General features: G+C 63.1%; 19 protein-coding genes. 12 read left to right on the forward strand and 7 right to left on the reverse strand.

Annotated elements, in window-relative coordinates; genetic code table 11:
* Positions 1 to 72: 72 nt before the first annotated feature.
* From urtB to IVA81_RS29345, 8 genes are all read left to right on the forward strand, one after another.
* Positions 73 to 999 carry an urea ABC transporter permease subunit UrtB gene (urtB, locus tag IVA81_RS29310; RefSeq protein WP_247324412.1) on the forward strand — a complete coding sequence of 309 codons (927 nt, stop codon included), beginning with the start codon at positions 73 to 75 and terminating at the stop codon, positions 997 to 999.
* Between the two features lie 17 nt (positions 1,000 to 1,016).
* On the forward strand, positions 1,017 to 2,156 hold the full coding sequence (gene urtC, locus IVA81_RS29315) for an urea ABC transporter permease subunit UrtC (RefSeq protein WP_247324413.1): 1,140 nt from the start codon (positions 1,017 to 1,019) through the stop codon (positions 2,154 to 2,156).
* 65 nt (positions 2,157 to 2,221) lie between these two features.
* Positions 2,222 to 2,977, forward strand: coding sequence for an urea ABC transporter ATP-binding protein UrtD (gene urtD / locus IVA81_RS29320; RefSeq protein WP_247324414.1), 756 nt, complete (start codon positions 2,222 to 2,224; stop codon positions 2,975 to 2,977).
* 224 nt (positions 2,978 to 3,201) lie between these two features.
* Positions 3,202 to 3,891 (forward strand): urea ABC transporter ATP-binding subunit UrtE, encoded by a 690-nt coding sequence (gene urtE / locus IVA81_RS29325; RefSeq protein ID WP_247324415.1) that lies wholly within the window; start codon positions 3,202 to 3,204, stop codon positions 3,889 to 3,891.
* Between the two features lie 27 nt (positions 3,892 to 3,918).
* Positions 3,919 to 5,148: a formamidase gene (fmdA, locus tag IVA81_RS29330; RefSeq protein WP_246920139.1), complete on the forward strand. Its 1,230-nt coding sequence runs from the start codon at positions 3,919 to 3,921 to the stop codon at positions 5,146 to 5,148.
* Between the two features lie 103 nt (positions 5,149 to 5,251).
* On the forward strand, positions 5,252 to 5,629 hold the full coding sequence (locus tag IVA81_RS29335) for a zinc ribbon domain-containing protein (RefSeq protein WP_247324416.1): 378 nt from the start codon (positions 5,252 to 5,254) through the stop codon (positions 5,627 to 5,629).
* Positions 5,630 to 5,673: 44 nt separating this feature from the next.
* Positions 5,674 to 6,714, forward strand: coding sequence for an aliphatic amidase (locus IVA81_RS29340; RefSeq protein WP_247324417.1), 1,041 nt, complete (start codon positions 5,674 to 5,676; stop codon positions 6,712 to 6,714).
* A 324-nt stretch (positions 6,715 to 7,038) separates the two neighbouring features.
* Positions 7,039 to 10,029 carry an autotransporter outer membrane beta-barrel domain-containing protein gene (locus IVA81_RS29345; RefSeq protein ID WP_247324418.1) on the forward strand — a complete coding sequence of 997 codons (2,991 nt, stop codon included), beginning with the start codon at positions 7,039 to 7,041 and terminating at the stop codon, positions 10,027 to 10,029.
* Between the two features lie 59 nt (positions 10,030 to 10,088).
* Here the strand turns inward: IVA81_RS29345 and IVA81_RS29350 are convergent, their stop codons facing one another.
* The gene (locus IVA81_RS29350) at positions 10,089 to 10,919 is read right to left on the reverse strand and encodes an MlaD family protein (RefSeq protein ID WP_247324419.1); all 831 of its coding nucleotides are present in this window, start codon (positions 10,917 to 10,919) and stop codon (positions 10,089 to 10,091) included.
* Between the two features lie 142 nt (positions 10,920 to 11,061).
* Complete coding sequence (locus IVA81_RS29355; protein ID WP_247324420.1) at positions 11,062 to 13,281, reverse strand: acetate--CoA ligase family protein; 2,220 nt, start codon at positions 13,279 to 13,281, stop codon at positions 11,062 to 11,064.
* Positions 13,282 to 13,492: 211 nt separating this feature from the next.
* Here IVA81_RS29355 and IVA81_RS29360 point away from each other — a divergent pair, with 211 nt between their 5' ends.
* On the forward strand, positions 13,493 to 15,139 hold the full coding sequence (locus tag IVA81_RS29360) for a glycosyltransferase family 2 protein (protein ID WP_247324422.1): 1,647 nt from the start codon (positions 13,493 to 13,495) through the stop codon (positions 15,137 to 15,139).
* A 12-nt stretch (positions 15,140 to 15,151) separates the two neighbouring features.
* On the opposite strand, the gene IVA81_RS29365 is transcribed toward IVA81_RS29360, so the two are convergent.
* The 3 genes from IVA81_RS29365 to IVA81_RS29375 form a co-directional block, all read right to left on the reverse strand.
* Complete coding sequence (locus tag IVA81_RS29365; protein WP_247324424.1) at positions 15,152 to 16,144, reverse strand: glycosyltransferase; 993 nt, start codon at positions 16,142 to 16,144, stop codon at positions 15,152 to 15,154.
* Between the two features lie 162 nt (positions 16,145 to 16,306).
* Complete coding sequence (locus IVA81_RS29370; protein ID WP_247324431.1) at positions 16,307 to 16,876, reverse strand: class GN sortase; 570 nt, start codon at positions 16,874 to 16,876, stop codon at positions 16,307 to 16,309.
* A 171-nt stretch (positions 16,877 to 17,047) separates the two neighbouring features.
* Positions 17,048 to 19,306: a marine proteobacterial sortase target protein gene (locus IVA81_RS29375; RefSeq protein WP_247324433.1), complete on the reverse strand. Its 2,259-nt coding sequence runs from the start codon at positions 19,304 to 19,306 to the stop codon at positions 17,048 to 17,050.
* Between the two features lie 187 nt (positions 19,307 to 19,493).
* Between IVA81_RS29375 and IVA81_RS29380 the strand changes: the two genes are divergently transcribed.
* Positions 19,494 to 20,264, forward strand: coding sequence for a helix-turn-helix transcriptional regulator (locus tag IVA81_RS29380; protein WP_247324667.1), 771 nt, complete (start codon positions 19,494 to 19,496; stop codon positions 20,262 to 20,264).
* A gap of 52 nt (positions 20,265 to 20,316) precedes the next feature.
* Complete coding sequence (locus tag IVA81_RS29385; RefSeq protein ID WP_247324435.1) at positions 20,317 to 21,801, forward strand: hypothetical protein; 1,485 nt, start codon at positions 20,317 to 20,319, stop codon at positions 21,799 to 21,801.
* Positions 21,802 to 21,856: 55 nt separating this feature from the next.
* On the opposite strand, the gene IVA81_RS29390 is transcribed toward IVA81_RS29385, so the two are convergent.
* A complete protein-coding gene (locus IVA81_RS29390; protein WP_247324437.1) occupies positions 21,857 to 23,080 on the reverse strand; it encodes an ABC transporter substrate-binding protein in 1,224 nt (407 codons plus the stop codon).
* Between the two features lie 76 nt (positions 23,081 to 23,156).
* Entirely contained in the window at positions 23,157 to 24,707 is a 1,551-nt protein-coding gene (locus IVA81_RS29395; RefSeq protein ID WP_247324438.1) for a long-chain fatty acid--CoA ligase, read from the reverse strand.
* A gap of 266 nt (positions 24,708 to 24,973) precedes the next feature.
* On the opposite strand from IVA81_RS29395, the gene IVA81_RS29400 reads away from it, so the two are divergent.
* Positions 24,974 to 26,110, forward strand: a complete 1,137-nt coding sequence (locus tag IVA81_RS29400; RefSeq protein ID WP_247324439.1) for an acyl-CoA dehydrogenase family protein — start codon at positions 24,974 to 24,976, stop codon at positions 26,108 to 26,110.
* The last annotated feature ends 16 nt before the right edge of the window (positions 26,111 to 26,126 follow it).

The raw sequence follows: 26,126 nt of genomic DNA on the forward strand, positions 1-26,126 counted from the left end.
AAATCCACGCTCAAGACCCCGCGTCGCGAACCTGCTCGCGACGCGGGACCCTTTCCCTGACGGAGGACATCGATGTTCGGCGACTACTCGCTTGGTGATCTCGGCTCCATTTTCGTCATGCAGGGTTTTGCCGGACTGATCCTGTTCTCGGTCTATGTCCTGATGGCGCTCGGGCTTGCCATCATCTTCGGCCAGATGGGCGTCATCAACATGGCCCATGGCGAGTTCATGATCCTCGGGGCCTACGTCACCTGGATGACCTCAAATCTCTTCCAGGCCTACCTGCCGGGCCTGTTCAGCGGCTACTTTTTCCTCGCGATGATCCTGGCCTTTGTCGCATCCGGCGCGCTGGGAATGCTGGTGGAATGGGCGCTGATACGCCATCTCTACAAGCGCCCGCTCGACACGCTGCTCGCCACCTGGGGTCTCAGCCTGATGCTGCAGCAGGCTTATCGCTCCGTGTTCGGCGCGCGCGAGGTCGGGGTCGAGCTGCCGCAATGGATGCTGGGCTCGCTGCACGTCACTGAGAGTATCGAAGTGCCGATCAACGGCGTCTTCGTGATGTGTCTCACCGTCCTGATCACCATCTCGGTCGCCTACGTGATGTACAAATCGCGTTGGGGCCGCCAGGTGCGCGCGGTCGTGCAGAACCGCATCATGGCCGGCGCGGTCGGCATCAACACCGAAAAGGTCGACCGTTACACCTTCGGCCTCGGTTGCGGCATCGCCGGCATCGCCGGCAGTGCCTTCACCATGATCGGCTCGACCGGGCCGACGTCGGGACAGCTCTACATCGTCGATACGTTCCTGGTGGTCGTGTTCGGCGGCGCCGCGAGCCTGCTCGGCACCATCGCCTCGGCCTTCTCGATCTCGCAGACGCAATCGACGCTCGAATTCTTCATGTCGGGCTCGATGGCCAAGGTGCTCACGCTGCTCGCCGTTGTCGGCATCCTGATGCTGCGGCCGCAGGGTCTTTTCGCCCTCAAGGTCCGCAAATAGCGAGAAGCAGGCAAGACATGATCAACTCACGCTTCTTCAATCGATCCGAACTCATGGGCTTCATTGCCCTGGCCGCCGTGCTGTTCGTGATCCTGCCATTGTCGCTGGATGTGTTCCGCCTCAATCTGGTCGCGAAATATTTGACCTACGCTTTTGTCGCGCTCGGCCTCGTGCTGTGCTGGGGCTATGGCGGCATCCTGAGCCTCGGGCAGGGCGTGTTCTTCGGCCTCGGCGGCTATTGCATGGCGATGTTCCTCAAGCTCGAGGCGTCCAGCGTCGAGAACACCAAGATCCAATCGACGCCCGGTATTCCCGATTTCATGGACTGGAATCAGATTACGTCGCTGCCGCTGTTCTGGCAGCCGTTTCACAGCCTCACATTCACGATCCTCGCCATCATCCTGGTCCCGGGCGTCTTCGCCCTGATCATCGGCACCGCGATGTTCAAGCGCCGTGTCGGCGGAACCTATTTCGCGATCATCACCCAGGCTGTCGCCGCCATCCTCACCATCCTGATCGTCGGTCAACAGGGCTATACCGGCGGCATCAACGGCATGACCGACCTGCGCACGCTGAGGGGTTGGGACATCCGGCCCGACCACGCCAAGGTGATCCTGTATTTCGTCGAGGTGGTGCTGCTGTTCGCCTGCATCGGCATCGCGCAATTCATCCGCTTGACCAAGCTCGGCCGCATCCTGGTGGCAATGCGCGAACAGGAGGACCGCGTCCGCTTCTCCGGCTACAGCGTCGCCAACTTCAAGATTTTTGCCTTCTGCATGGCCGCGGTTTTCGCCGCGATCGGCGGCGCCATGTTCGCGCTCAACGTTGGTTTCATGTCGCCGTCCTTTGTCGGCATCGTGCCGTCGATCGAGATGGTGATCTACACCGCGGTCGGCGGACGGATGTCGATCTTCGGCGCGATATGGGGCGCCATCCTGGTGAATTTCGCCAAGACCAGCCTGTCGGAATCCTTCCCACAACTCTGGCTGTTCGGTCTCGGCGCGCTGTTCATTGCGGTCGTGCTCGCTTTCCCGAACGGCCTGTCCGGACTCTGGGCGGACTACGTGCAGCCGCGCATCGATCGGCTGTTTGCCTCGCGCAAGTCGAAACCGGACTGGAAAGACAACTCGGTCGCCGACGGCGCGCCGGCAGAGTGAGGAGATAGGTCATGCTCGTCGGTCATCACGATGCCAATGCCACGCTGACAGTGAGGAGATAGATCATGCTCGTCGGTCATCAGCCCAAGGAATTCCTGCTCGCTGTCTCCGGACTGACGGTCTCGTTCGACGGGTTCAAGGCGGTCAATGATCTCTCCTTTTACGTCGAGGAGAATGAGATCCGCGTCATCATCGGTCCCAACGGTGCCGGAAAGACCACGGTGCTCGACCTGATCTGCGGCAAGACAAAGGCGACCTCGGGCTCGATTCAGTTTCGTGGCAAGGAGCTCACGAAGATGAAGGAGAACGAGATCGTGCAAACCGGCGTCGGACGCAAATTCCAGACACCGTCGGTGTTCGAGGACCTCACCGTCTTTGAAAATCTCGAGATCTCGTTTCCGCGCGGTCGCACCGTGTTCGGCTCGCTGACCTTTCAGCGCGACCAGCTCGTGAAGGAGCGGGTCGCGGAGGTCGCAGAGATGATCTTCCTCAAGGACAAGCTCAACACCTATGCCGACGAGCTCAGCCATGGCCAGAAGCAATGGCTCGAGATCGGCATGCTGCTGATCCAGGACCCGGACCTCCTGATGCTCGACGAGCCCGTCGCCGGCATGAGCGTCTCCGAGCGCGCCAAGACCGCCGAGCTCCTCAACCGCATCATCAAGAACCGCTCGGTGCTGGTGATCGAGCACGACATGAAGTTCGTCGAGGACATCGCCCACAAGGTCACTGTGCTTCACCAGGGTCAGATCCTCTCCGAGGGGACCATGGAGAAGGTCAAGAACGACCCGAAGGTCGTTGAAGTCTACCTCGGGCACTGATGATGGCGAAGTCGGGTGAGTTTGCTGCGGCTTGGACGGTGCACCTCTCCCCTTGTGGGAGAGGGCGGATCGCGCGAGCGATCCGGGTGAGGGGTATCTCTCCGCGCGTCAAACTGCCGGTCGTATCCGCAGATGCAGACCCCTCATCCGTCGCGGACTTCGTCCGCGCCACCTTCTCCCACAAGGGGAGAAGGAAGAAGACACACCGGGCCTAGGAGCAATCGATGCTGGCAATCTCAGATCTCCACGTCGCCTACGGCCAGAGCGAGGTGCTGCACGGCCTCAACGTCAAGGTCGCGCCCAACGAGATCGTGGCGATCATGGGCCGCAACGGCATGGGCAAGACCACGCTGATGAAGTCGCTGATGGGCATCCTGCCGGCGCAAAGCGGCTCGGTGACCATGGACGGCGCCGAGCTCGGAAACCTCAAGAGTTTTGAGCGCGTCGCCAAGGGCCTCGCTTACGTGCCGCAGGGCCGCATGATCTTTTCGACCATGACGGTGAAGGAGAACATCGAGACCGGGCTGGTCGTCTCCGGTGAATCCGAGGTGCCCGGCGACATCTATGAGCTATTTCCGGTCCTGCTCGAGATGAAGGGCCGTCGCGGCGGCAATCTCTCCGGTGGTCAGCAGCAGCAGCTCGCGATCGCGCGCGCGCTCGCGACCAAGCCCAAGGTCCTGCTGCTGGATGAGCCGACCGAAGGCATCCAGCCATCGATCATCAAGGAGATGGCGCGCACGCTGAAGCGCATCCGCGACGAGAAGGGACTCTCGATCGTGGTGTCCGAGCAGGTCCTGAGCTTCGCGCTCGATATCGCCGACCGCGTGTTGGTGATCGAGAACGGCGAGATCGTGCGCGACGATCCGCGCGACGCCGTCGATGCCGCGCAGGTCTCGAAATATCTGTCCGTCTAACCAACCGTGTAAAAGGGGAGCATCTCGATGCCAGAGACACTGATCAAGGTCGATCTCACCAAGTCGGCTTACGATAATGACATGGTGCACAACCGCTGGCACCCCGACATTCCCATCGTGGCCTGGGTCAATCCCGGCGACGATTTCATCATCGAGACCTATGACTGGACCGGCGGCTTCATCAAGAACAACGATTCCGCCGATGACGTCCGCGACATCGATCTGTCGATCGTTCACTTCCTCTCCGGCCCGATCGGCGTCAAGGGCGCCGAGCCCGGTGACCTCCTCGTCGTCGATCTGCTCGACGTCGGCCCGATGAAAGAGAGCCTGTGGGGCTTTAACGGCTTCTTCTCCAAGCAGAACGGCGGCGGCTTCCTCACGGATCATTTCCCGCTGGCGCAGAAGTCGATCTGGGACATCAAGGGTCTCTACACCTCGTCGCGCCACGTGCCCGGCGTGAACTTCGCGGGCCTGATCCATCCCGGCCTGATCGGCTGTCTGCCCGATCCCAAAATGCTGGACACCTGGAACAAGCGCGAGGCCGAGCTGATCTCAACCAACCCGACCCGCGTCCCTGGCCTTGCCAATCCGCCATTCGCGCCGACCGCCCATGGCGGCCGCGCCAAGGGCGACGTCAAAGCCAAGATCGGTGCCGAAGGCGCGCGCACGGTGCCGCCGCGCGAACATGGCGGCAATTGCGACATCAAGGATCTCTCCCGCGGCTCCAAGATCTACTTCCCGGTCTATGTGCCCGGCGCGGGCCTTTCGATGGGCGATCTGCATTTCAGCCAGGGTGACGGCGAGATCACCTTCTGCGGCGCCATTGAAATGGCCGGCTGGCTGCATCTCAAGGTCGAGGTGATCAAGGACGGCATGGCCAAATACGGCATCAAGAACCCGATCTTCAAGCCGTCGCCGATCACGCCGAACTACAAGGACTATCTGATCTTCGAAGGCATCTCCGTCGACGAGGCCGGCAAGCAGCACTATCTCGACGTCCACATCGCCTATCGGCAGGCCTGCCTCAATGCCATCGAGTACCTGAAGAAGTTCGGCTATTCGGGCGCGCAGGCCTATTCGATCCTCGGTACCGCGCCGTGCCAGGGCCACATCTCCGGCGTGGTCGACGTGCCCAACGCCTGCGCCACGCTATGGCTGCCGACGGAGATCTTCGACTTCGACGTGATGCCGTCGGCGGCTGGCCCCATCAAGCACATCACCGGCGATATCCAGATGCCGATCTCGCCTGACAAGTAGGCGGTGAGCTCCCTCTCCCCGTTCTTACGGGGAGAGGGGCTACCTCCACACGAATGGTGGCAGCGAGTTGTGTGAACAGGCAAGAGCGTTAGGGATGATGTAAATGCCGGTCTATGAATATCTCTGCGACGACTGCGGTCCCTTCAAAGACTTGCGCCCGATGGCGGAATGCGACGATCCGCAAAGCTGCCCGCATTGCGAAACGATGGCGCCGCGGGTGATCCTGACCGCACCGAATTTCTTCTGCATGCCGGCGGAGAAGCGCAAGGCGCACGCCGTCAACGAGCGGAGCTCGCACGCGCCGCAGACGCTGGCGCAATACAAGGCTTCGCACGGCCCGGGCTGCGGCTGTTGCTCGTCGGGCAAAACGGTGAAGGACAAGAACTCACCTGACAAGAAGAAGCCCGCGCGGCTGATGACCAAGGCCAAGAGCGGGGCCAAGGGCTTCCCCACGGCGCGGCCCTGGATGATCAGCCACTAACGCATGCGATGACCTCAAACGAATGAAAGACAGGAGCGGCCCAAATGCTTCACGGCGACATTTCCAGCAGCAACGACACCGTCGGCGTCGCAGTGGTCAACTACAAGATGCCCCGCCTGCACACCAAGGCCGAGGTGCTCGACAACGCCCGCAAGATCGCCGACATGCTGGTGGGCATGAAGGCCGGCCTGCCCGGCATGGACCTCGTGATCTTCCCGGAATATTCCACCCAGGGCATCATGTACGACTCCAAGGAGATGTACGAGACGGCATCCGCCGTGCCCGGTGAAGAGACCGCGATTTTCGCCGAGGCCTGTCGCAAGGCGAAGGTGTGGGGCGTGTTCTCGTTGACCGGCGAGCGTCATGAGGAGCACCCCCACAAGGCGCCGTACAACACCCTGATCCTGATGAATGACAAGGGCGAGATCGTCCAGAAGTACCGCAAGATCATGCCGTGGGTGCCGATCGAGGGCTGGTATCCCGGCAATTGCACCTATGTCTCCGAAGGGCCGAAAGGCATGAAGGTCAGCCTGATCATCTGCGACGACGGCAATTTTCCGGAGATCTGGCGCGACTGCGCCATGAAGGGCGCCGAGCTGATCGTGCGCTGCCAGGGCTACATGTATCCGGCCAAGGAGCAGCAGGTCCTGATCTCCAAGGCCATGGCGTGGGCCAATAACGTCTATGTCGCGGTCGCCAATGCCGCCGGCTTCGACGGCGTCTATTCCTATTTCGGTCACTCCGCGATCATCGGCTTTGACGGCCGTACTCTGGGCGAGTGCGGCGAGGAGGAGTACGGGATCCAGTACGCGCAGCTGTCGAAACACCTGATCCGCGATGCGCGCCGCAACGGCCAATCGCAGAACCATCTCTACAAGCTGGTCCACCGCGGCTACACCGGAATGATCAATTCCGGCGAAAGCCCGCGCGGCGTCGCGGCCTGCCCCTATGATTTCTACAAGAACTGGATCGCCGATCCCGAAGGCACGCGAGACATGGTCGAGGCGATGACCCGCTCGACGCCGGGGACCGACGAGTGTCCGATCGACGGCATCCCGAATGGGGCGGCCCCGAGCAATTACTGAGCCCTTGCTGGCGCCACGAGCTGGATGATCAACCAGGGATGTGAATGGCCGTCCACAAGCGTGGACGTTCTGACGCATCCGCGTATGCGCAGGATGGGAATAGCGCTCGGCAAAAGCGTGGCGCGGTTGCAACATGGGCTGTTGAATCCGCCCGAGTTGCGGTCCGGTTGGCAGATTCTCGAGGCGCCGTAGTTCTACCGCCCATCCTGATCGCCTAAGTTCCCCGGCGGCGCCGCTGGGGAGCGCCGCGGCTGAGGGGACGGGGCCTTGGGGGCTTGGTTGCGATCGAGCGGGCGGGGTTGCCTGCGCCGGGGTGCCGCGGCAATGCGCGCGGCGTTCGGGGCGGGCCTCGTCTTGAGCGCGGTCGCTCTGGCGAGTCCGGTCCGGGCCCAGCAGGTCTTCAACGGATCACAGACCACGCCGAACGGCGCCGTCAACGGCGGAGGTGGCGTTTGGGACAACACCACGACCAACTGGACCGACGTCTTCGGCGCGGTCAGCACGGCCTATGATCCCTCGTCGGTCGGCACGCTGTTCGGCAGTAGCGGTCCTTCGACGCCGGCAACGGGCGGCACGGTGACGGTCACGCCGGGAGGCGTTCAGCTCAACGGTCTCGTGGGGTTCGACCTCACCGCCGATGGTTCAGTCTACACCATCCAGGGCGGCGATCTCAGGCTGGCCTCAGGCGGCACCACATTCGTCACCAACGATGTGACCGGCACCAATGATCCGTCGGCCATCATCGTTTCGCGCATCGTCGGCAACGACGGCATCAATGTTCAGGGCCCAGGTATCCTGGCGCTGCTCGGCGCCAACACCTATGCCGGGGGCACCTTCATCTGCGCCTGCGGATCGTTGCAGCTCGGTGATGCGACCCATACTGCGAGCATTGTCGGTGCCGTCACCAATGAGGGCCTCTTCAGCATCGTCAATGCCGACACGTCGGGGATCACGTCGATCGTGAACGCCTTCTCCGGCACGACGGTGTTTCTCAACGCAAGCTCCGCCAGCTCGATCGTGATCACCAACAACGGCCAGGTGTATTTCGGAGATCCGACCGGGGGCGGGTCCGACACCGCGACGGCCGGTCGGGCGACCATCATCAATGACAGCGGCCTGATCGGCTTCTTCGGACGGACCAACGCAGGCACGGCCAACATCACCAATCAGAATGGCGGCGGCACAATATTCATCGAGCAATCTTCGGCGGGTTCGGCAACGATCGTGAACAAGGATTTTAGTGGAACCGTGTTCGGGACGTTCGCCGGCTCCGATACGGCGACCGCCGGCAATGCAACCATCATCAATGAAGCCGATGGTCTCACCAATTTCGGCGCGTTCACCACGGCCGGCAATGCCACGATCATCACCAAGGACGGCGGCAGGACCGAGTTCTTCGACAATTCCACCGGCGGCAACGCACGCTTCATCACCGCCGGGACCGGCGTCGTCGATTTCGGTGGAGGCACCGGTCCGGCCGGCGATGGTCGCATCACCGCAGGATCGATCGAAGGCAGCGGCTTCTACTACATCGGCGGCGGCAATACCCTCGTCGTCGGCGGCAACAACCTCTCCACCGAGGTCAGCGGCGTCATCGGTGATACCTGCGGTTGCGGCCCGATCGGACCCGGCTCGCTGGAAAAGGTCGGCAGTGGCACGCTGATCCTCTCGGGCACGAACACCTACACCGGCACGACCACGGTGAATGGCGGCATCCTGCGGGTCGATGGCGATATCTCACAATCGAGCCTGACGACCGTCAATGCGGGCGGCGCGTTGTTCGGCGCCGGAATCGTCGGCAATACGGTGATCGCCAGCGGCGGCATTTATGCTCCAGGCGACGGCGGTCCAGGCTCGAGCATGCAGGTTCAGGGCGATCTCACCTTCCAGCCCGGCTCGGTTTATGGCGTTCAGGTCGGTAGCGGGTCCAGCACGAGCCACGCGCTCGTCATGGGCAATGTCACACTGGATGGCACCGTCGGCGTCGCGCTGTATCCGGGCAGCACGGTGAAGAAGCATTATTCGATCATGGAGTTCTTCGGCACCCCTACCGGCAATTTTTCCGGCGTCGCCGCGCCCGGCGGCCTCGTCGGCACGACGACCGTCGGATCCAACGAGGTCTTTCTCGATTTTACGCTCGACTACGGCACGAAGTACGCTCTCAACGTCAATCAGAAGAACGTCGCCACGACGCTTCAGAATTTCTTCAACGCCAATGGTTTCCTGCAAGCCGAATTCGCGGGACTTGGGCCCAACGGCCTGACGCAGGCCTCCGGCGAGCCAGCGACGGGATCGCAGCAGACGACCTTCAATGCGATGAATCTGTTCATGAGCCTGTTGACCGATGTCTTCAGTGCGGGACGCAGCGGCACGCCTGGTGCAACGCCATTTGCCGTCGACACGAACGCGCGGGACAGGAACGCGCGCGACGCCTTTGCCTCGATCTACCGCAAGGCACCGACCGCGACGTTCGAGCAGCGCTGGGATGTGTGGGCGGCCGGCTACGGCGGCTCGCAGACCACCGACGGCAATGCTGGCCTCGGCTCGAACAACACGAGCAGCAGCGTCTATGGCACTGCCGTGGGCCTCGATTACCGCTTCTCGCCGTCGACGGTTGCGGGCTTCGCCCTTGCAGGCGGCGGGACTGGATTCAACGTCAGCGGGCTCGGCTGGGGTCGCTCCGATCTGTTCCAGGCCGGCGCCTTCGTGCGTCATACGGCCGGACCGGCCTATGTCACGGCGGCGCTCGCCTATGGCTGGCAGGATGTCACGACCAACCGCGTCGTGACGGCTGCCGGCTACGACCAGCTGCGCGCGCAGTTCAACGCCAACGCAGTCTCGGGCCGCATCGAGGGCGGTTATCGCTATGCCACGCAGTGGACCGGCGTCACGCCCTATGCAGCGCTCCAGGCCACTCTGTTCAGCCTTCCTGGCTATGCAGAATCGGCCGTGGTAGGCAGCAACATCTTCGCGCTCAACTATGCCGCCAAGGACGTGACCAGTACCCGCACCGAACTCGGCCTGCGCGCGGACAAGTCGTTTGCCGCGGCCGGCGGCCTGGTGACCCTGCGCGGCCGCCTCGCCTGGGCGCATGATTACAATCCGGATCGCACGGCGGCTGCGGTGTTCCAGACGCTGCCGGGATCGGCCTTCGTCGTGAACGGCGCCGCTCAGGCGCGCGATTCTGCTCTGACGACGGCATCAGTACAGATGAACTGGATGAACGGCTGGTCTGCGTCGGCCACCTTCGAGGGCGAGTTCTCGAACGTCACGCGCTCCTACGCCGGCAAGGGCCTCGTGCGCTACGCGTGGTGAGATGTCGTCACTAGACTAGGCGGGACTGCTACCCTCCAGGGGAGGATAAGAAAGCAGAGTTACTGCCTCTTCTTCTCGGGCTTGCGTGGTGGACGCGGGGCGGCGGCGGGTGCTGGCGTCCCACTCATCTTGTTGGCTGCTTCGCTGACGTCGAGCAGCGAGCGACGGATGTCCTCGAGATAGCCCGCCGATTTCTTCTTCATGGTATCGGCAAGTTCGTGCAGTCCCTTGATCTTCTCATACAGCTCGTCGGCCTTGCCGTCGACGAAGCCGGGCACGACGCCCTCGATCTTCGTGACCGCCTTGTCGAAGCCGGCGAAGGCGCTGTCGACCTTGGCCATGACGGAATCGATCTCGCCGCCCTTGCTCCGGAGATCGGCAGTGTAGTTCTCGAACGTGCGCAGGCCGTCCTTGATCGCAGGGGCGTTGCTGACGATCGTGCGGTCGACACTGTGCAGGGTGTCGACGATGGATTCGGCGTCGCTGAGATCGGCGGTCAGCACGGGGACGCCGTCCGAGTCCAGCGGCACCGGTGGCGCCGAGGGAGCGCCCCCGATCAGCGAGATCGCAGCAACCCCGGTGAGGCCCTGGAACTCGATGCCCGCCACGGTGTCCTTGCGGATCGGCGCGGTGTTGTCGAGCATCACCAGCGCCACGATCCTGCGCGGATTGTCCAGCTTGATCGACAGGATCTGGCCCGCCGGGACACCGTCGAAATTGACCGGCCCGCCGCGACGCAGGCCGCTGGCGGACCCGCCCTCGAATACCACGCGCAACTGGCTGCGGCTCTGGATCGTGCGCCATTTCTGCGCGCCGAGCAGGCCGCCGAACGCCACGGCGATCACCGCCAGCGTCGTCGTTCCGATCACCAGATTGCTCGCGCGTGCCATGCGGGGAAGGTTTTACGGCCAAAGCAGGGAAGTTGGAAGGAGTCCGTAATTTAAGTAGGGCGGGTTAGCGAAGCGTAACTCGCCGCTGCTTTCGGGATCCAAGATGGCGGATTACGCTGACGCTAGTCCGCCCTACGCGATCTCAATGTTCGGCAGCGCGTCTTGCCGCAGCGTTGTTCAGGACGATCAGGGCATCGACGGCCACGCCCGTCCTGGTGTTGATCAGGAACGGATTGATGTCGATTGAGGCGATCCGGTCGCCGGCATCCGCGATCAAATTGGACAGGCCGACCAGCGCTTTCACCGCGGAGGCCTCGTGCAAGGCCGGCTTGCCGCGGTAGCCGCGCATCTTGATTCCAGCCTTGGTGCGACCGATCAGGAGCCGCGCCTCGGCCTCGTCCAGCGGCGCGCCGGCGAGCGCGACGTCTTTCATCAGCTCGATGTCGATGCCGCCGGTGCCGAACAGCACGACCGGTCCCATTTCGGCGTCGAGCGAGGCGCCGACCACGAGCTCGAGCTCGGCTTTGACCTGCTGCGCGATCAGAATGCCGTCGAGCTTCGGCTTGCCTTTCAGCTTCGCCACCCGTGCCGTGATGTCGGCGAACGCCTTCTTCACCTCGGCGGCACTGTTGAGATTCAGCACGACGCCGCCGATGTCGGATTTGTGCAGGATCTCCGCGCTGACGAGCTTTGCCACGACCGGAAAGCCGATCTGCTTGGCGATCTTTGCGGCTTCCGCAGCGGTCTGTGCAATCGCCTCCTTGGAGGTCGGAATGCCATACGCCTTCAGGAGCTTCTTCGAGGCGACCTCGTCGAGCGCGGCACCGCTCGCCGATCTCAACGCCTTCTCCAGCACGGCGCGCGCGGCAGGTTTCGAGCTCGAGACGACGTCGGGCACCTCCTTGCGCAGCTTGGCGTAGTCGAGCAGCGACTTGATCGCGGTCACCGCTCGGTCCATGCCCTGCATGACCGCGAGATGCGGCAGCGATTTGCGCAAGGTCTTGGTGAATTCGGTGAAGCCAATGGACATCGCGCTGATGTAGATCACGGGCTTGCCGCCCTGGCGCGCCATCTCGTCGACGATGCGCAAATTGCGCTCGCGCAGCTCATGCGGCGTCTTGGGCAGTTCGGCGTCGACGATGATGATGTCGATGTCGGGATCGTCGATCATCAGCTTGATCGACTTCATGTAGACGGAGGGATCGACCACCGCGGCAAAGCCGGCGTCGAGCGGATTGCCGACGATCGAGCCCGGTCCGAGCATTTTGGCCAGTTCGGAGCCGACGTGCGGGCTGAGCGGCGCGAAGTTCAGGCCTTCCTTGTAGAAGGCGTCAAGCAGCATGCCACGTTTGCCGCCCGACAGCGTGACGGCGGCGAGCCGGTTGCCTTTGGGCACGGCCGCGTGAACGAAGCATTCGGTGGTCTCGATCAGCTCATCGAGCCCGCCGACCCGGATCACCCCTTCGCGCGTTGCAATGGCGTCGAACGTCTCGATCGAGCCCGCGAGGGCGCCGGTATGCGCCATCGCCGCGGCGCGGCCGCCCTCGGAGGCGCCGAGCTTGAGCGCGATCACGGGCTTGCTTGCGGCGCGCGCCGCCTTGCAGGCGTCGCGAAACGCCTTGGTGTTGCGCACGCCTTCGAGATAAACCACGATCACCTTGATGCTCGGGTCCTCGGCGAAATAGCGCATCAGGTCTGGCGTCTCGAGTCCGGCCTCGTTGCCTGTCGTCACCATGTAGCCGACACCGACACCCCGATCTTCCAGCGCCTGACGGATCGCCATGACGATGGCGCCGGACTGCCCGGCGATCGCCACCGCGCCCTGCTCCATGGTGACGATGCGGTCGTCGATGTTGGTGAAGAGCTTTTCGCCGGCGCTTAAGTTGCCGAGGCAATTCGGACCGGTGACGGCAAGCCCCGTCTCGCGTATCGCCGCCTGCAATTCGGCGGCGAGCTTCTGGCTTTCCTCATCCTGCAACTCGCTGAAGCCAGAGGTGACGATGGTGGCCGACCGCGCGCCGGCCGCATGGGCGTCGCGGATCACCTGGACGGCAAAGCGCGCCGGCACCAGCACCAGAACGTGATCGGGCTTCTCCGGGAGGCTCGCAAAGTCCTTGTAGCAGGGGACGCCCCAGATGGCTTCGCGCTTGGCGTTGACCGGATAGAGACCGCCCTCGTAGCCGTACTTGATCAGATTATTCCAGATGCGTTCGGCATAATTGCCGGGCTTGTCGGTCGCGCCCACCAGCACGATGTTGAGCGGGTGCAGCATGGCATGGATGCCCTTGACGATGTCGCTGGCATCGGGAGCCGGAGACCATGGGCGTTGCGAAACCGATGCGGCAGGCACTTGAGCTTCCATGCGCTTCTCTCACTTCTTGTTCTTGTTGCAACGCGCTGTTGCGTCGGCTTCGCCGGCTGATCGTGGCGGGACTCCATGCCGCGAGACGGAATGGGCAAGTCTTGACGACAAGGCCTGACGACAAGGCTAGCATCACGAGACTTTTGGCGAAAGTGCGAACGATCCGGCAAGATGCTAGGAACCGTGACGCACACTCTCTCGAATGGTGATCATGCCGCTTCTGTCCATCGTGGTGCCGACCCTCGATCGTCCCGACACGCTTCGCCACGCGCTCGCGACCATGGCGTGCCAGCCTGCGCATGCGGACTGCGAGTTCGTGGTTCAGAACAACGGCGGCAATCCCGAGATCGCGAAGATGGTCGCAGGCCTCCAGGACCAGCGATTCAAGCATTTTGCCAGCGAAACCGTCCTGACCATGACCGACAATTGGGAGGCAGCGCTCGGCCATGCCTCGGGCGAGTACATCGCCTTCCTCGGCGATGACGACGGGTTGATGCCCTATGCATGTGCCACGGCATCGGATCTGCTCTCCGGCCGAAAGGTCGATCTCCTGAGCTGGCGCGCCTACAGCTACTACTGGCCGGGCTATTACCATCCGACTTTCCGCAATCGGCTGCTCGCCGAGATCGACCTGACCTCGTCGGCAAAGCGCGTCTCGTCGCGGGACGAATTGGCGCGCATCTTCGGCTTCCAGGCGCACTATGCGAACCTGCCGATGATCTACAATTCGTTCGTCCGCCGCAGCGTCATCGATCGGATGCGTGCGGTTGGTGGCCGCTACTTCATCGGCCTATCGCCCGACGTGGCATCCGGTATCGCCAATGCTGCGCTGACCGTCAGTTTCGTCCGACTGTCGCGGCCTTTGAGCATGGCCGGATTCTCGCAGCACAGCACCGGTCACGCGCTGTTCTTCGAGACCACCGATCTGCTCGAAACGCCACGCGGGGCGCGGGATTTCGGCCCCATCGAGGACGATCCCCGGCTCCCCGATCTCAATGCCCTCCACCTTTTCATCGCCAAGGATATGCTCGTCCTGAAACGATTGTTGCTGCCGGATGACGACCACGTGCGGCTCGACTTCAAGGCGCTGGCACAAGCCCTCGCGACCGATATCAACAACCGTCCGCCTTTGTATGACCGGACCGTGCAGACCATCGGCGAGCTCGCCCGCACGCACGGATTCGACCTTGCCGACATCATCATTCCTGCCCGCCTTGCGGATCGGCCGCCGCCCGGCAAGGGTGTTCGCGTCATCGGACAGAGTCGTGTGATTTACGAGCTGGATGGTTCGGCGCTCGGGCTCAATTCGATCGCGGATGCCGTGCGCGTGATCGCGCAGTTCGTGCCGGATCAGGAGCCGTTCGATCCGGCCGCTCCGGAGGCTCCCGTGTCCGCGCCGATCCTCGGCGCAGAGGAGCTCGAATTCAGACGTGGCGGGACAGGCGTCGCCGCGTTGATCGAAGGATGGAGCGAGCCGGAGCAATGGGGTACCTGGTCCGCTGCCAGGAATTGCGTGCTCCGCTTCGAGGTTCAACCCATTCCGTCACGCCCGGTCGAGCTCGTGCTGGCGTGCCGGGCCTTCGTGTCCGACGGAAATCCGCAACTGCGCGCGGTTTGCCGCGTCGGCAACGGAGCCCAGCAGGAATTGACGTTTTCGAGAGGGGCGTTCGCGGGCTTGCGCAGGTTGATGCTCGATCCCGCCGCGATTGCCGCCGACGGGATGTTGACCATCACCCTGTCGTTATCCGATCCACGCTCGCCCGCTGATCTGGGATTGAGCTCCGATGTGCGTCCCCTCGGCATCGGCCTCGAGCGGATATGGCTCGATGACGATGTCCGTGCGTCACGAGACCGCTGATCGCCGCTCCGCTCAGTACCGCAGCAGGCTCAGCTTGTGGGCGTAGTGAAAGACGACCTGCCTCGCGAGATAGGGAGCGATGGCACGGCGGATCTGCATCTGTGTCGGATCGAAGCCGAGAACGCGGCGCCGCAAGATGCCCATCTCCCTGACGCCGATTGCGTAGGTTGATGCCGTCTTCTGCGCGTCATGGATTCGGAAGCAGGCGAGAAATCGCGGCAGGCGCACGAATTTGAACCCCGCGGCCTGCGCTCGCAGGATGAAGTCCCAATCCATCGCGTAATGGAAGCTTTCGTCGATCGGCCCGATCCTGTCCCACACGCGCTTGCGCCAGAACATCGTCTCCTGCGGGATATAGTCGGCATATTGCAGCGCCTGCCCGTCATGGGGCGGCAGCACGGCACGGCCGACCTCGAGCCCTTCGCGATCGACGAAGACGCGATGGCCATAGACGATGTCGACATGCGGATGCGACGTGAAATAGTTGGCGACATAGGCCAGCGTCCCCGGCAGCAGCATGTCGTCGCTGTTGAGATAGGCCATGATCTCGCTGTCGATGCCGGCAAAGCCGAGATTGATGGCGTTCGACTGCCCGCTGTCAGGTTCGCTGTTCCAACTGATGTACTCGCCGCGGCGTTTCAGGAGATCTGTCGTGCCATCGATCGAGGCGCCATCCTGCACGTGATAATGCAGGTTCGGATAGTTCTGACTCATGATGCTCTCGATCGTGGCGCTGAGATATTGCGCCTGGTTGTAGCTCGGCGTGACGATCGCGATCCGCGGTGCATCCTCGTGGATCGAGGGGGCCGGCGGGAAAGTCCTCAAATTGAGCAGTCGCGGCGGATATTGCTCGAAGGTCCACATCGGCGGGCGCCGCCAGAGGCTCCGCAGCGAGGATCGCCGTTGCCCGGCGGCGATGAGATCCTGGTTCCTTTCCAGGAGTGCGACGCGATTTTCGAGCTGCTCCAATCGTTGTTCGAGGCGCTGCCTGAACTCGTCGTCCATCTATCGTTCTTTCACAAATCACAACGTACAAAAACAATGGGCCATTCTATAGGTCTCAGGCCTGCAGCGCCAGCTCACGGTCCCGTCAAACGCGATGGCGCGGCCTATCCGGCGCGGTTTCAGAGGCCTCGATCAATCCGGGATCGGGCCGATTGCGAACCGCTATTCACCTGTTTCGGTCAGGGTGGCATGCAGGACATACCGCTCCGGGCCGGACGTGACGGCGTCGAACGGCCAGCAGGTCGTGAGCACGAGTTCGACATCCCGCGCCGTGGGATCGATGCCCGATGCATCGAAGCGGACCACGGCGGATGAATCCGCGCGATAGCGAAAGTGTTTGCCGTCACGGCGTGTGACATCGATCACGTCACCAATGGCAACATTCCGCAAGAAACGGAAATGTGTGTCGCGATGTCCGGCATATACAGCGATACCGCGCTCGCCGGCATCAACCGTTTGGTGGATATGACCGGGTCCAAAGGCAAGCGCCTGCCCGCTTGCGCCTTCCAGCACGATCGCGCTGGCGCCGATCCGCTTCACCTCGATCCGCGCCACCGGCCAGGTGTCGGCCCATGACCACGGCTTGATCACCTCGCTTGTTGCCAGGCTTCTGTCGAAGGCGCGCTCCAGCAGCACCTGCGCGAGCCACGCCTTGGCATGGATATAGGCGCCGTCGCCGAACAGGATGAGGCCGATCAGTGCCAGAACCAGGGGAGATAAGAGGCGGAGCATTGTCTCTACACGCGTCATTGCGATCGAAGCGAAGCAATCCAGAGTCTTTCCGTTGAGGCAGCCTGGATTGCTCCGCTGCGCTCGCAATGACGGGAGAAAAAGGCGCGCGCGGCCGTTGGTGTGGGACGGGCAGCCGCGCGCGCTAACAGAGGAGTTCGGGGGGCTCCTCTCTCAAGCGACGTCGGTGAGCAAGGGCCGACGTCGGTTGAACACGATCAGGGTCAGGGCGAGCGCGATCAGGATCAGACCTGCGATCATCTTCAGCTCGGCTGAGGTTGCCGTCTTGGGCAGACGGACCGCATCAGGCGCTGCAGGTGCTGGACGCCGCGCGGCCGGCGAGGTGCGCGCATCGGCATGGCGTTCACGCAATTGCGCCGGGATCGGCGACCGTTCGCCAAACACTTTCTCGAAATCCCAGCCCGCGGGCAGGTTGATCGGCAGTTCGCTGAGCTTGAGCGGTGCGCCTTCGGGGCGGCTCGGCGTCTTGTCGACGGCGACAAGGCTGGTCAGGCGCGTGACGATCTGATGGTCGAGCGCCAGCGCCAGGATCGCCTTGTCGGCCTCCTCGGGGGCGAGTTCCCGCATGGCGCGCGCCACCTCGGCGTCACCGATCTTGCGCTTGGCCCAGAGTTTCGACAGGCCGTTGCCTTCGGCGGCATTTTGCAGCGGCAGTGTCACCGACCATGGACGGTCGCCGACGCGCCCCCGGATCTCGAGCGAGCCCGCGAGCTTGTCGAGCTTTGCCGCAAGCACCAGCGGCTCGTCGCGATAGACGTCGGGGATGATCGCCGGGGTGATGTCGGCCTTGGCTTCGGAGAATTTCGCGATGAGGCCGGTTACGGCCGGATTTTCGAGCTTAGCGAACAAGCCCCGCATGCGCTCCTCCACCTGCTCGACGGACCCGATATGGGTGAAGGCCCCACGGCCGAGCTCGGCGGCGCGTGTCATCAGATAGGTGTTGGGCGCCGACCCGATGCCGACCATGAAGACGCGCGAGCGGCCGCGCATTGCCGTGATCGTTTCGAACAATTGCTGTTCGTTGCCGATTGCACCGTCGGTCAGGAAGACGACCTGGCGAACCATGCCGGTGTCGCCGAGCTTGTCGGCCAGGGCGGCGCGCATCGCCGGCACCATCTCGGTGCCCCCGCGCGCCTGCAACGCGCTCACGAACGAACTCGCCTCGCCGACATGCGCAGCGTCTGCCGGCACGGAAGCCGGAAACAGCACGTCCATGGTATCGTCGAAGCGGATGACGTTGAAACGGTCGGTCGGCTGGAGCCGAGAGAGCGCGTAAGTGAGGCTCGCTTTAGCCTGGACAATCGACGTGCCGCCCATCGACCCCGAATTGTCGATCACGAACACGACCTCACGCGGGAGTGGCTTTTGCATTGACTGCTCGACGCTGGGCGGGGTGATGAAGGCGAGCAGGTAATCGGCATCGCCGACATGTTCGCGGAACAGGCCGACCGACGGCGCCTTCTCGGCGGCGGGCTTCCAGGTCAGCTCGAAGTCGCGGTCGGCGGGAACAGCGCCATCGGCGAGCGTGATGATGCGTGCCGTGTTGTCCGGGCTCTCGATCTTGACGTTATGGTGGTGACTCCTGACCTCGCCAAGCGCGAAGCCGGCCTTCAGGCGCACCGTGATGGTGGTCGGATTGACCGGTGGATTCTTGGCGGGATCCAGCACAGGCGGTGCGATACGGTCGCGGTCCGGTACCGGGTCCGACGTCGTCGCGCCCCAGCCCGAGCCGTCGTTGCGGAAGTCGACGCTCTGGACGATGGGCGCCGGATTGTAGCGCGGTCCGACCACCAGTGGCAGGCGGAGCGAATATTCGTTGCCTGATTGATGCACGGGCTCCTGATACTCGATCTGCACCAGCACTGTTTCGCCGGGACCGATATTGGCAACCGAGTTGGTGAAGATGTTCGGGCGTTCCTGCTCGGTGAGCGCTGCCTTCTGACCGGCGCGGCGTGCCTCTTCGTAGATCACGCGGGCCTGCTGCCGCTCCTTGATGTCTCCGACGATGACGCGGTCCCCGACCACGATCTTCAGCGTATCGACTGCGCCGCCGGTTGCCAGCGGATAGACATAGGTTGCCTCGACCCAATCCTGCGTCGGATTGCGAAAGACCTGAGTGACCCGGGCGCGCAGCGTCGGGCCCGATACCGTGATGTCGACGTCGATGCCGAGGCGGATCGCTTCCGTGGTGGCGCCGTAGTCCTTCAGAAGCAGCGTACCGGACCGTGCATCGCCGGGCTGGAGCAGGCTGGCCTGCTCGGTTGCCGACCAACTCGTCCCGAAGCTGACGAGCAGGGCCACGAAGGCCATCAGCATCACCGCGATGCCCTGCGCGAGAAGAAGCAATCCGAGCTTGATCAGCCGGTTCAACATGGGGTGCTCGTCGTTGTCAGCTGTGTCGTAGGTGTCCATTTGGCCTGCTCCCGAAAGGACGTTTGCTGGCTCTGAGCATTTGCTGGGAGGGGCCGATTTCGCGAGCAGAATGATCGGCAATGTTCCGCCGCGGCCGGCCCGGGCACGCCGCCTGTGGGCGGTCATGTGCGGTTTTGTGCTGGTTTGTCCGCCCTGCTAGGATGGCCGTGCTGGAGCAGGGCTAACGATACAGATGCAGGATAAATCCAACGACAAGCAGCTTTCGGACGAGCAGAGCCGCGAGATTGCCGAGACCATTCGCGAGGAGCTCGCCCGACGCCGGATCTCCCGGCAGGCGCTGGCCGAGCAGGCCAAGCTCAGCCTGTCGACGCTGGAGAAGGTGCTCGGCGGCCGCAGGCCGTTCACGTTGGCGACGACGGTCCGGCTGGAGCAGGCGCTGGGCGTCTCCTTGCGCAAAAGCGTCGTCGTCGTGACGCCGCCGGCCGCCAATGATGTCGCGCCCGACAGCCTCGGCTCCTATGCGCACCGCGCGGTGAGCTGGCTCGAGGACGTCTACATCACGCTGCGGCCGTCGTTCGGCGACAAGGATGCGATCTTTGCCTATCGCACCGAGATCGTCTGGGAGCCGAAAATCTCTTCGCTGGTCTTCCGCGAGGGCGATCGGACCGATGCCGCCTACGAGCATACCGGCGAGGTCGCCGTTCCCCATCAGTCCGGCTTCATCTACCTCGTCATCATCAAGCATGGCCAGCATCGCGTGATCACGGTGTCGCGGCCGACGGTCGCCGGCGAGATGTACGGCATCATCTCGACGCTCCGCGCAGGCCCTGGCTCGCAGCTCACGCCGATCGCGGCGCCGATCGCCTACGTGCCGCTGAAAAACGTCCAGAAGCCTTCCTTGGGACGGGTTGCGCCCGACGATGCCAACCATGCCTTGTATCGAAAGCATCTGCGACGCACGGTAGAAGAGTCGTTCGCGCTGTTTTTGACGCTATAGTCCGCAAGAAATAGTCCTGCACCGCCTTGGCATGTGTCTATAAGGGAAGACCATGCAGGACGGGCCCGGGCGACACGGCGGCGGATCTCCGCTGTTCTCCATCATCATCCCGCTCGAATATCACCGCGGGCAATGGGAGCAGTCCTGGCTGGGCTGGACATCGCAGACCGCGGACAAGTCGCTCTACGAAATCATCCTGGTCGTGCCACCCGATTTTAGGGCGCGCGAGGAGTTGAAGGCGCTGGCTGGTGACGAGGCTCGCATCGAGTTCACAGACTCCGAACATGACATCGGGCTGTGCGCTTTCGGCGCGACCAAAGCCCGCGGTAGCCATCTGTTCTTCACGGAGTCGCATTGCTGGCCCGAGCCCGGCGTGATCGAGCTGTGCATCCGCGCCATCGAGGCTCATCCCGACTGGGCCGGCTTTTCCTGCCATTCGGTCCCGATCTGCCACAATCGATTGTCCCTGGCAGAGGCTGCGATGTACCAGGCCGACATCGAGTTCGGGATGAAACAGCATCCTTGGCGTAAAGTACTCGATCAGTGCTTCGTGACGCGGCGTGACGTCTATTGGGAATGCGGAGGCCTGCGGGAGGAGCTCGGCCATTTCGCCGAATGGGTGCTGGCTGCGACATATCACGCAAAAGGCCATGCCATTGGTTATCTGGAAGAGGCGCGCTTCCATCACTATTACGTCGGGGAGCTCAGCGAGCTAAGGAAGTTCACGCTCGATTTCGTTCAGGGTGAGATCCGCTACCTCGCCGAGGCACGCCGCGATCCCGGCAGCGAGCTGCTCGAGATTCCGATCGAGTGGAGCGAGCGGGATGATTACGACGTTTCGCTCGCGCGTCATGCATTGAAGGCGCTGATGCGCTACAGCCTATCGGGTCGAGGCTGGAGGCAGCCTGGCGACAAGCTGCGCGCCTTCTGCCGCTGGGCGGTGCCATCGCTGCTTGGCGGTCTTGGCGCGCGTGTAGCCGCACGCCTGACCGTCGCGCACGCGTATGCGGTCTTGACTGCACTGACGGTGGCCGGTTCGAGCGAAGCGATCGCGCGATGGATGAGGCACTACATCGCCTCGCTGATCCGGCTGCAGAGGCTCGACTGCATTCATCGCGCTGGATGGGATATAAGGCCCGTTGCCGGCCTCCTTGGCGAAGATGTTCTCGCACAAGTCGGATTCCATGCGGTGGAGGCATCGGCCGGGCACACTTTCCGCTGGAGCGAGCCGCAGGCGGCCGTCCGCATCAAGGGAATCCCAGGCCGCAACACGGTCCGTATCCGAAGTCCGGCGCTGCGCGCGCCACTGGAGAAAATCGGCGCGTATTTCTATCTCGAGGGTGTGCGCGTGGACAGCTCTGCGATCGCGATCGGCCCCGACAGCTATACGATGCGCCTCGACCTGCCGTCCTCCGGCATCGCGATCCTCGCATGGTCATGCCCCGTGTTCAGGGGCATTGGCGATCCCCGCCGCCTTGGTCTGTCCGTGGTGTCCATCGAGGTGAGCCAGGAGACCGGAGCTTCAATTCAGCACTGAGCCGTCCCCATCGGGGGGCGGCTCTGCATGATGGGTCTAGGACATGCGCGAAGAACTAGCCTCCGGTTTCCGCGCTGATGATATCGCCAAACAGCTCCCACTGGCCAGCCTTGAACCGGATCATCTTGAGCTGCTCGATCGGCGCGAAGTCGTTGGTGCCGGTGTTGATCTTGATGCCGGGGATCAGCGTATCGGGCGCAAAGTCCTTCAGGCTGGCGGCCTGTTTCATCACGTTCTCCCGCGTCAGGTCGTCGCCACACTGTTTCAAGGTTTGAACCAGGGTCTGCGCGGCGGCGTAGCCGTAGACGAGGTTGGTGTCGGAGACATTGGCGCCCGGCATGTATTTGTCGATGAAAGCCAGAAACTTCTTCATGCCTTCGTCATCCTTCCATTGCGGATCGGACGCGTCCTTCAGATAGGTCGCTGACAGCACGCCTTCCGAAGCATCGAGCCCGGCAGGCTTCATCACCGCGCCGATCGAGATCGAGACGTCGGTCATGACATGCATCGGCTTCCATTCGAGCTCGGCGATTTTCTTGATCGCCTGGGCTGCGAATTTCGGTGTCGAGATGTTGACGAAGACGTTGGCGCCAGTGCCCTTCAGCTTGACGATGTGGGAATCGATCGACGGCTCGGTGGTCTCGTAGCTCTCTTCGGCAACGATCAGCGAGGACGCCTTGTCGCCAAAAATCTCCTTGATGCCGGCGACGTAATCCTTGCCGAAATCGTCATTGGCATAGAAAATCGCGACCTTGGCATCGGGTTTGGCCTGCAAGATGTACTTGGCGAAGATCCGCGCCTCGACCCGGTAGCTCGGCTGGAAGCCCATGGTCCAGGGAAAGCCTTTCGGGTCGTTCCACTTGCTGGCGCCGGTGGCGAGGAAGAGCTGCGGCACCTTCTTGGCGTTGTGATATTTCTGCACGGCGGTCTGGGTCGGCGTGCCCAGCGCGTTGAAGACCAGGAACACCTCGTCGCTCTCGATCAGCTTGCGGACCTGCTCCACGGTCTTGGGCGGCGAGTAGCCGTCGTCATAGGAAATCCAGTTGATCTTGCGGCCGTTGATGCCGCCCTGATCATTGATCATCTTGAAATAGGCTTCCTCGGTCTTACCGATGATGCCGTAGGCGGAAGCGGGACCGGAATAGGCCTCGACATTGCCGATCCTGATCTCGGTATCGCTGGCGCCGGTGTCGTATTTTTTCTGCGCGGAAGCGCCTTGAACCGAGAGCAATGTCAGGGCCGTTGCCGCGGCGAGCAGGACGAGTTTCTTGTTCTTCATGGAAATTCCTTGGGGTTTCTCGTGGGGTGGGGCAGGCACTTCAAAAAGAAAAGCGCCCGCTAGAGGGGCGCTTTGATCAGGCGTTGGCGGCTTTCTTGTCGACTTCGGAGGTCACCGAGAACTCCTTGCGCAAGGTCGGCTTGTGGATCTTGCCCGTGGCGTTGCGCGGTAGTGCTTCGACGAAGCGGATTTGGCGCGGGCATTTGAAGCGCGCGAGATTGGCCGCGCAATGCGCCAAGACATCGGCCTCGGTCAGCTTCCGGCCCGGCTTGGCCGCGACGATGGCAAGGCCCACCTCGCCCCATTGCGGATCGGGAATGCCGATCACTGCAGCTTCGGCGATGGCATCGAGTTGATGCAGGACGTTTTCGACCTCGGCCGGATAGACGTTCTCGCCGCCGGAGATGTACATGTCCTTCCAGCGGTCGACGATGTAGTAGAAGCCTTCCTCGTCGACGCGCGTCGCATCGCCCGTGTGCAGCCAGCCGTCGGTGAAGGAGGTCTTGTTCGCCTCCGGCCTGTTCCAGTAGCCCGGCGTGATGTTGGGGCCCTTGACCCAGAGCTCGCCGAGTTCGCCGATATCGGCATCGCTGCCGTCGGGGCGCACGATGCGGACCTCAGTATGCAGCACCGGCTTGCCGGCGGAGCCGGCTTTCCGCGCCGCATCCTCGCGGTCGAGCACCAGCACGGCCGGCGAGGTCTCGGTCATGCCGTAGCCCTGTTGGAGCGCGACGCCGCGCGCCTCCCACACCTTGAGCAGGGGCACCGGCATCGGCGCGCCGCCGACGCCGCCGATGATCAGCCGGGTAAGATCGGTCGTCGCGAAAGCCGGATGCTGCGCCATGAACTGGTAGATCGCGGGCACGCCGAAGAAGACGTTGATGCCCTGTGCGGGATCGTTGATCAGGCCGAGCGCGGTGCCGGGATCGAAGGTGCGCATGATCATCACGGTGCCGCCGGCATGCAGCACGGGATTGGTGTAGCAGTTGAGCCCGCCGGTGTGGAACAGCGGCAGCACGGTGAGCAGCACGGAGGACGGCCCGATGCAGGCGGGGCCGCCGAGATTGACGCAATTCCAGAAGGTCATGCCATGGGTGATGGTCGCGCCCTTGGGATGTCCCGTCGTGCCTGATGTGTACATGATGGTCGAGAAATCATCGAGCGTGACCTGCTCGATTGTCTCGAGTGGCCTTGCGGCGGCGATGCCGGCCTCATAGGACCCGCCGCGGCCAAGCAGCAGGCTCGTCGCGATGCCGCAGAGCTTTGCAACGTTCAGTGCGGTCTCGGCCAGATCAGTGTCGTGGATCATCACCTTCGGCGCGCAGTCAGCGGTGATGAACTGAAGCTCGGGAACGGTCAGGCGGGTATTCAGCGGCACGAAGATCGCGCCAAGGCGGCCGCAGGCGAACTGAACCTCCAGCGTATCGGTCGTATTCAGCGCCAGCACCGCGACGCGGTCGCCGCGCGAGACGTTCAGCGTGTGGCGCAGGAAGGAGGCGAGGCGCGAGACGCGGGCATCGAGCTGCGCATAGGTGAAGCGGCGCTCGCTCGCGAGGTCGATCACCGCGACCTTATCAGGCGTGCGGCGGCCATGATGAGCGATCCAGTCATAGTAACGAACGGCCAAACAATCCTCCCTCGGCGGTCTTGTGCCGCCCGTGTCCTTGTTATCCGTGCACCAATGCCCGGCGTAGCCTTGGGGCCAGCCGGAGTTTGTGCATCGCGCTTTTTCCCCGGAGTTGGCCTGCGCAAGACGAAAATCGTCTTGCGTTGAGTTGCTGGACCATGTCTGCGCCGGCGCGGCCCGTCCCGGGTCAGCCACTCCGCGCAAGTGAGCCAACAATGTTCCGGTCATGGTGGCTGAGACGAATCCGGCCGCGAGGCGAAAGCGCGATGAAGAGCCCGTTCTATACCGCCGAGCATGATGCCTTCCGCGAAATGATGCGCCGCTTCGTCGAGAAGGAGATCGCGCCGTTCGCTCATGAGTGGGACGAGTCCGGTGAATTTCCGCGCCCGCTTTATCGCAAGGCGGCCGAGATCGGCCTGTTGGGACTGGGATTCCCCGAGGAATATGGCGGTATCGCCGCCGACCAGTTCATGAAGATCGTGGCCAGTCAGGAGCTGGCGCGGGCCGGCGCCGGCGGTATCAGCGCGAGCTTGATGAGCCACACCATCGGCTCGCCGCCCATCGCGCGTGCGGCGCGGCCCGAGGTGAGGGCACGCGTGCTGCCGCAAGTGCTCGCAGGCGACAAAATTTCCGCGCTCGCGATCACCGAGCCGGGCGGCGGCTCCGATGTCGCGAATCTCAGTACAAGGGCGCGGCGCGACGCCGATCACTACGTCGTGAGCGGTGAGAAGACCTTCATTACCTCAGGCATGCGCGCTGACTATCTGACCGTTGCAGTGCGCACGGGCGGCGAAGGTGCCGGCGGCGTCAGCCTCCTCCTGATCGAAGGTGACACGCCCGGCCTGTCGCGCACCAAGCTGAAGAAGATGGGCTGGTGGGCCTCCGACACCGCGACGCTGCATTTCGACGAATGCCGCGTGCCGGCCGGAAACCTGATCGGCGAGGAGGGGCAGGGCTTCAAGATCATCATGCAGAACTTCAACAGCGAGCGCATGGGCATGGCGGCAAGCTGCACCGCCTTCGCCCGCGTCTGCCTCGACGAGGCGGTCGCCTATGCCAGGGAGCGCCAGACCTTCGGCAAGCCGCTCGCGCAGCACCAGGTGATCCGCCACAAGATCGTCGACATGGCGCAGAAGGTCGCAGCGTCCCAGTCGATGCTGGAGATGCTGGCCTGGCGGCTCGAGGAGGGCGAAAGCCCGGTCGCCGAAATCTGCATGATGAAGAACCAGGCGACGCAGACCATGGCCTTCTGCGCCTCCGAGGCAGTGCAGATCTTCGGCGGCGCCGGCTTCATGCGCGGCATCAAGGCCGAGCGCATCTACCGCGAGGTCAAGGTCAACGCCATCGGTGGCGGCACCGAGGAAATCATGAAGGATCTGGCGTCGCGGCAGATGGGGTTGTAGCCGCATTCTCCGTCAT

The organism is Bradyrhizobium sp. 141 (assembly GCF_023074055.1).
Lineage (GTDB): Bacteria > Pseudomonadota > Alphaproteobacteria > Rhizobiales > Xanthobacteraceae > Bradyrhizobium.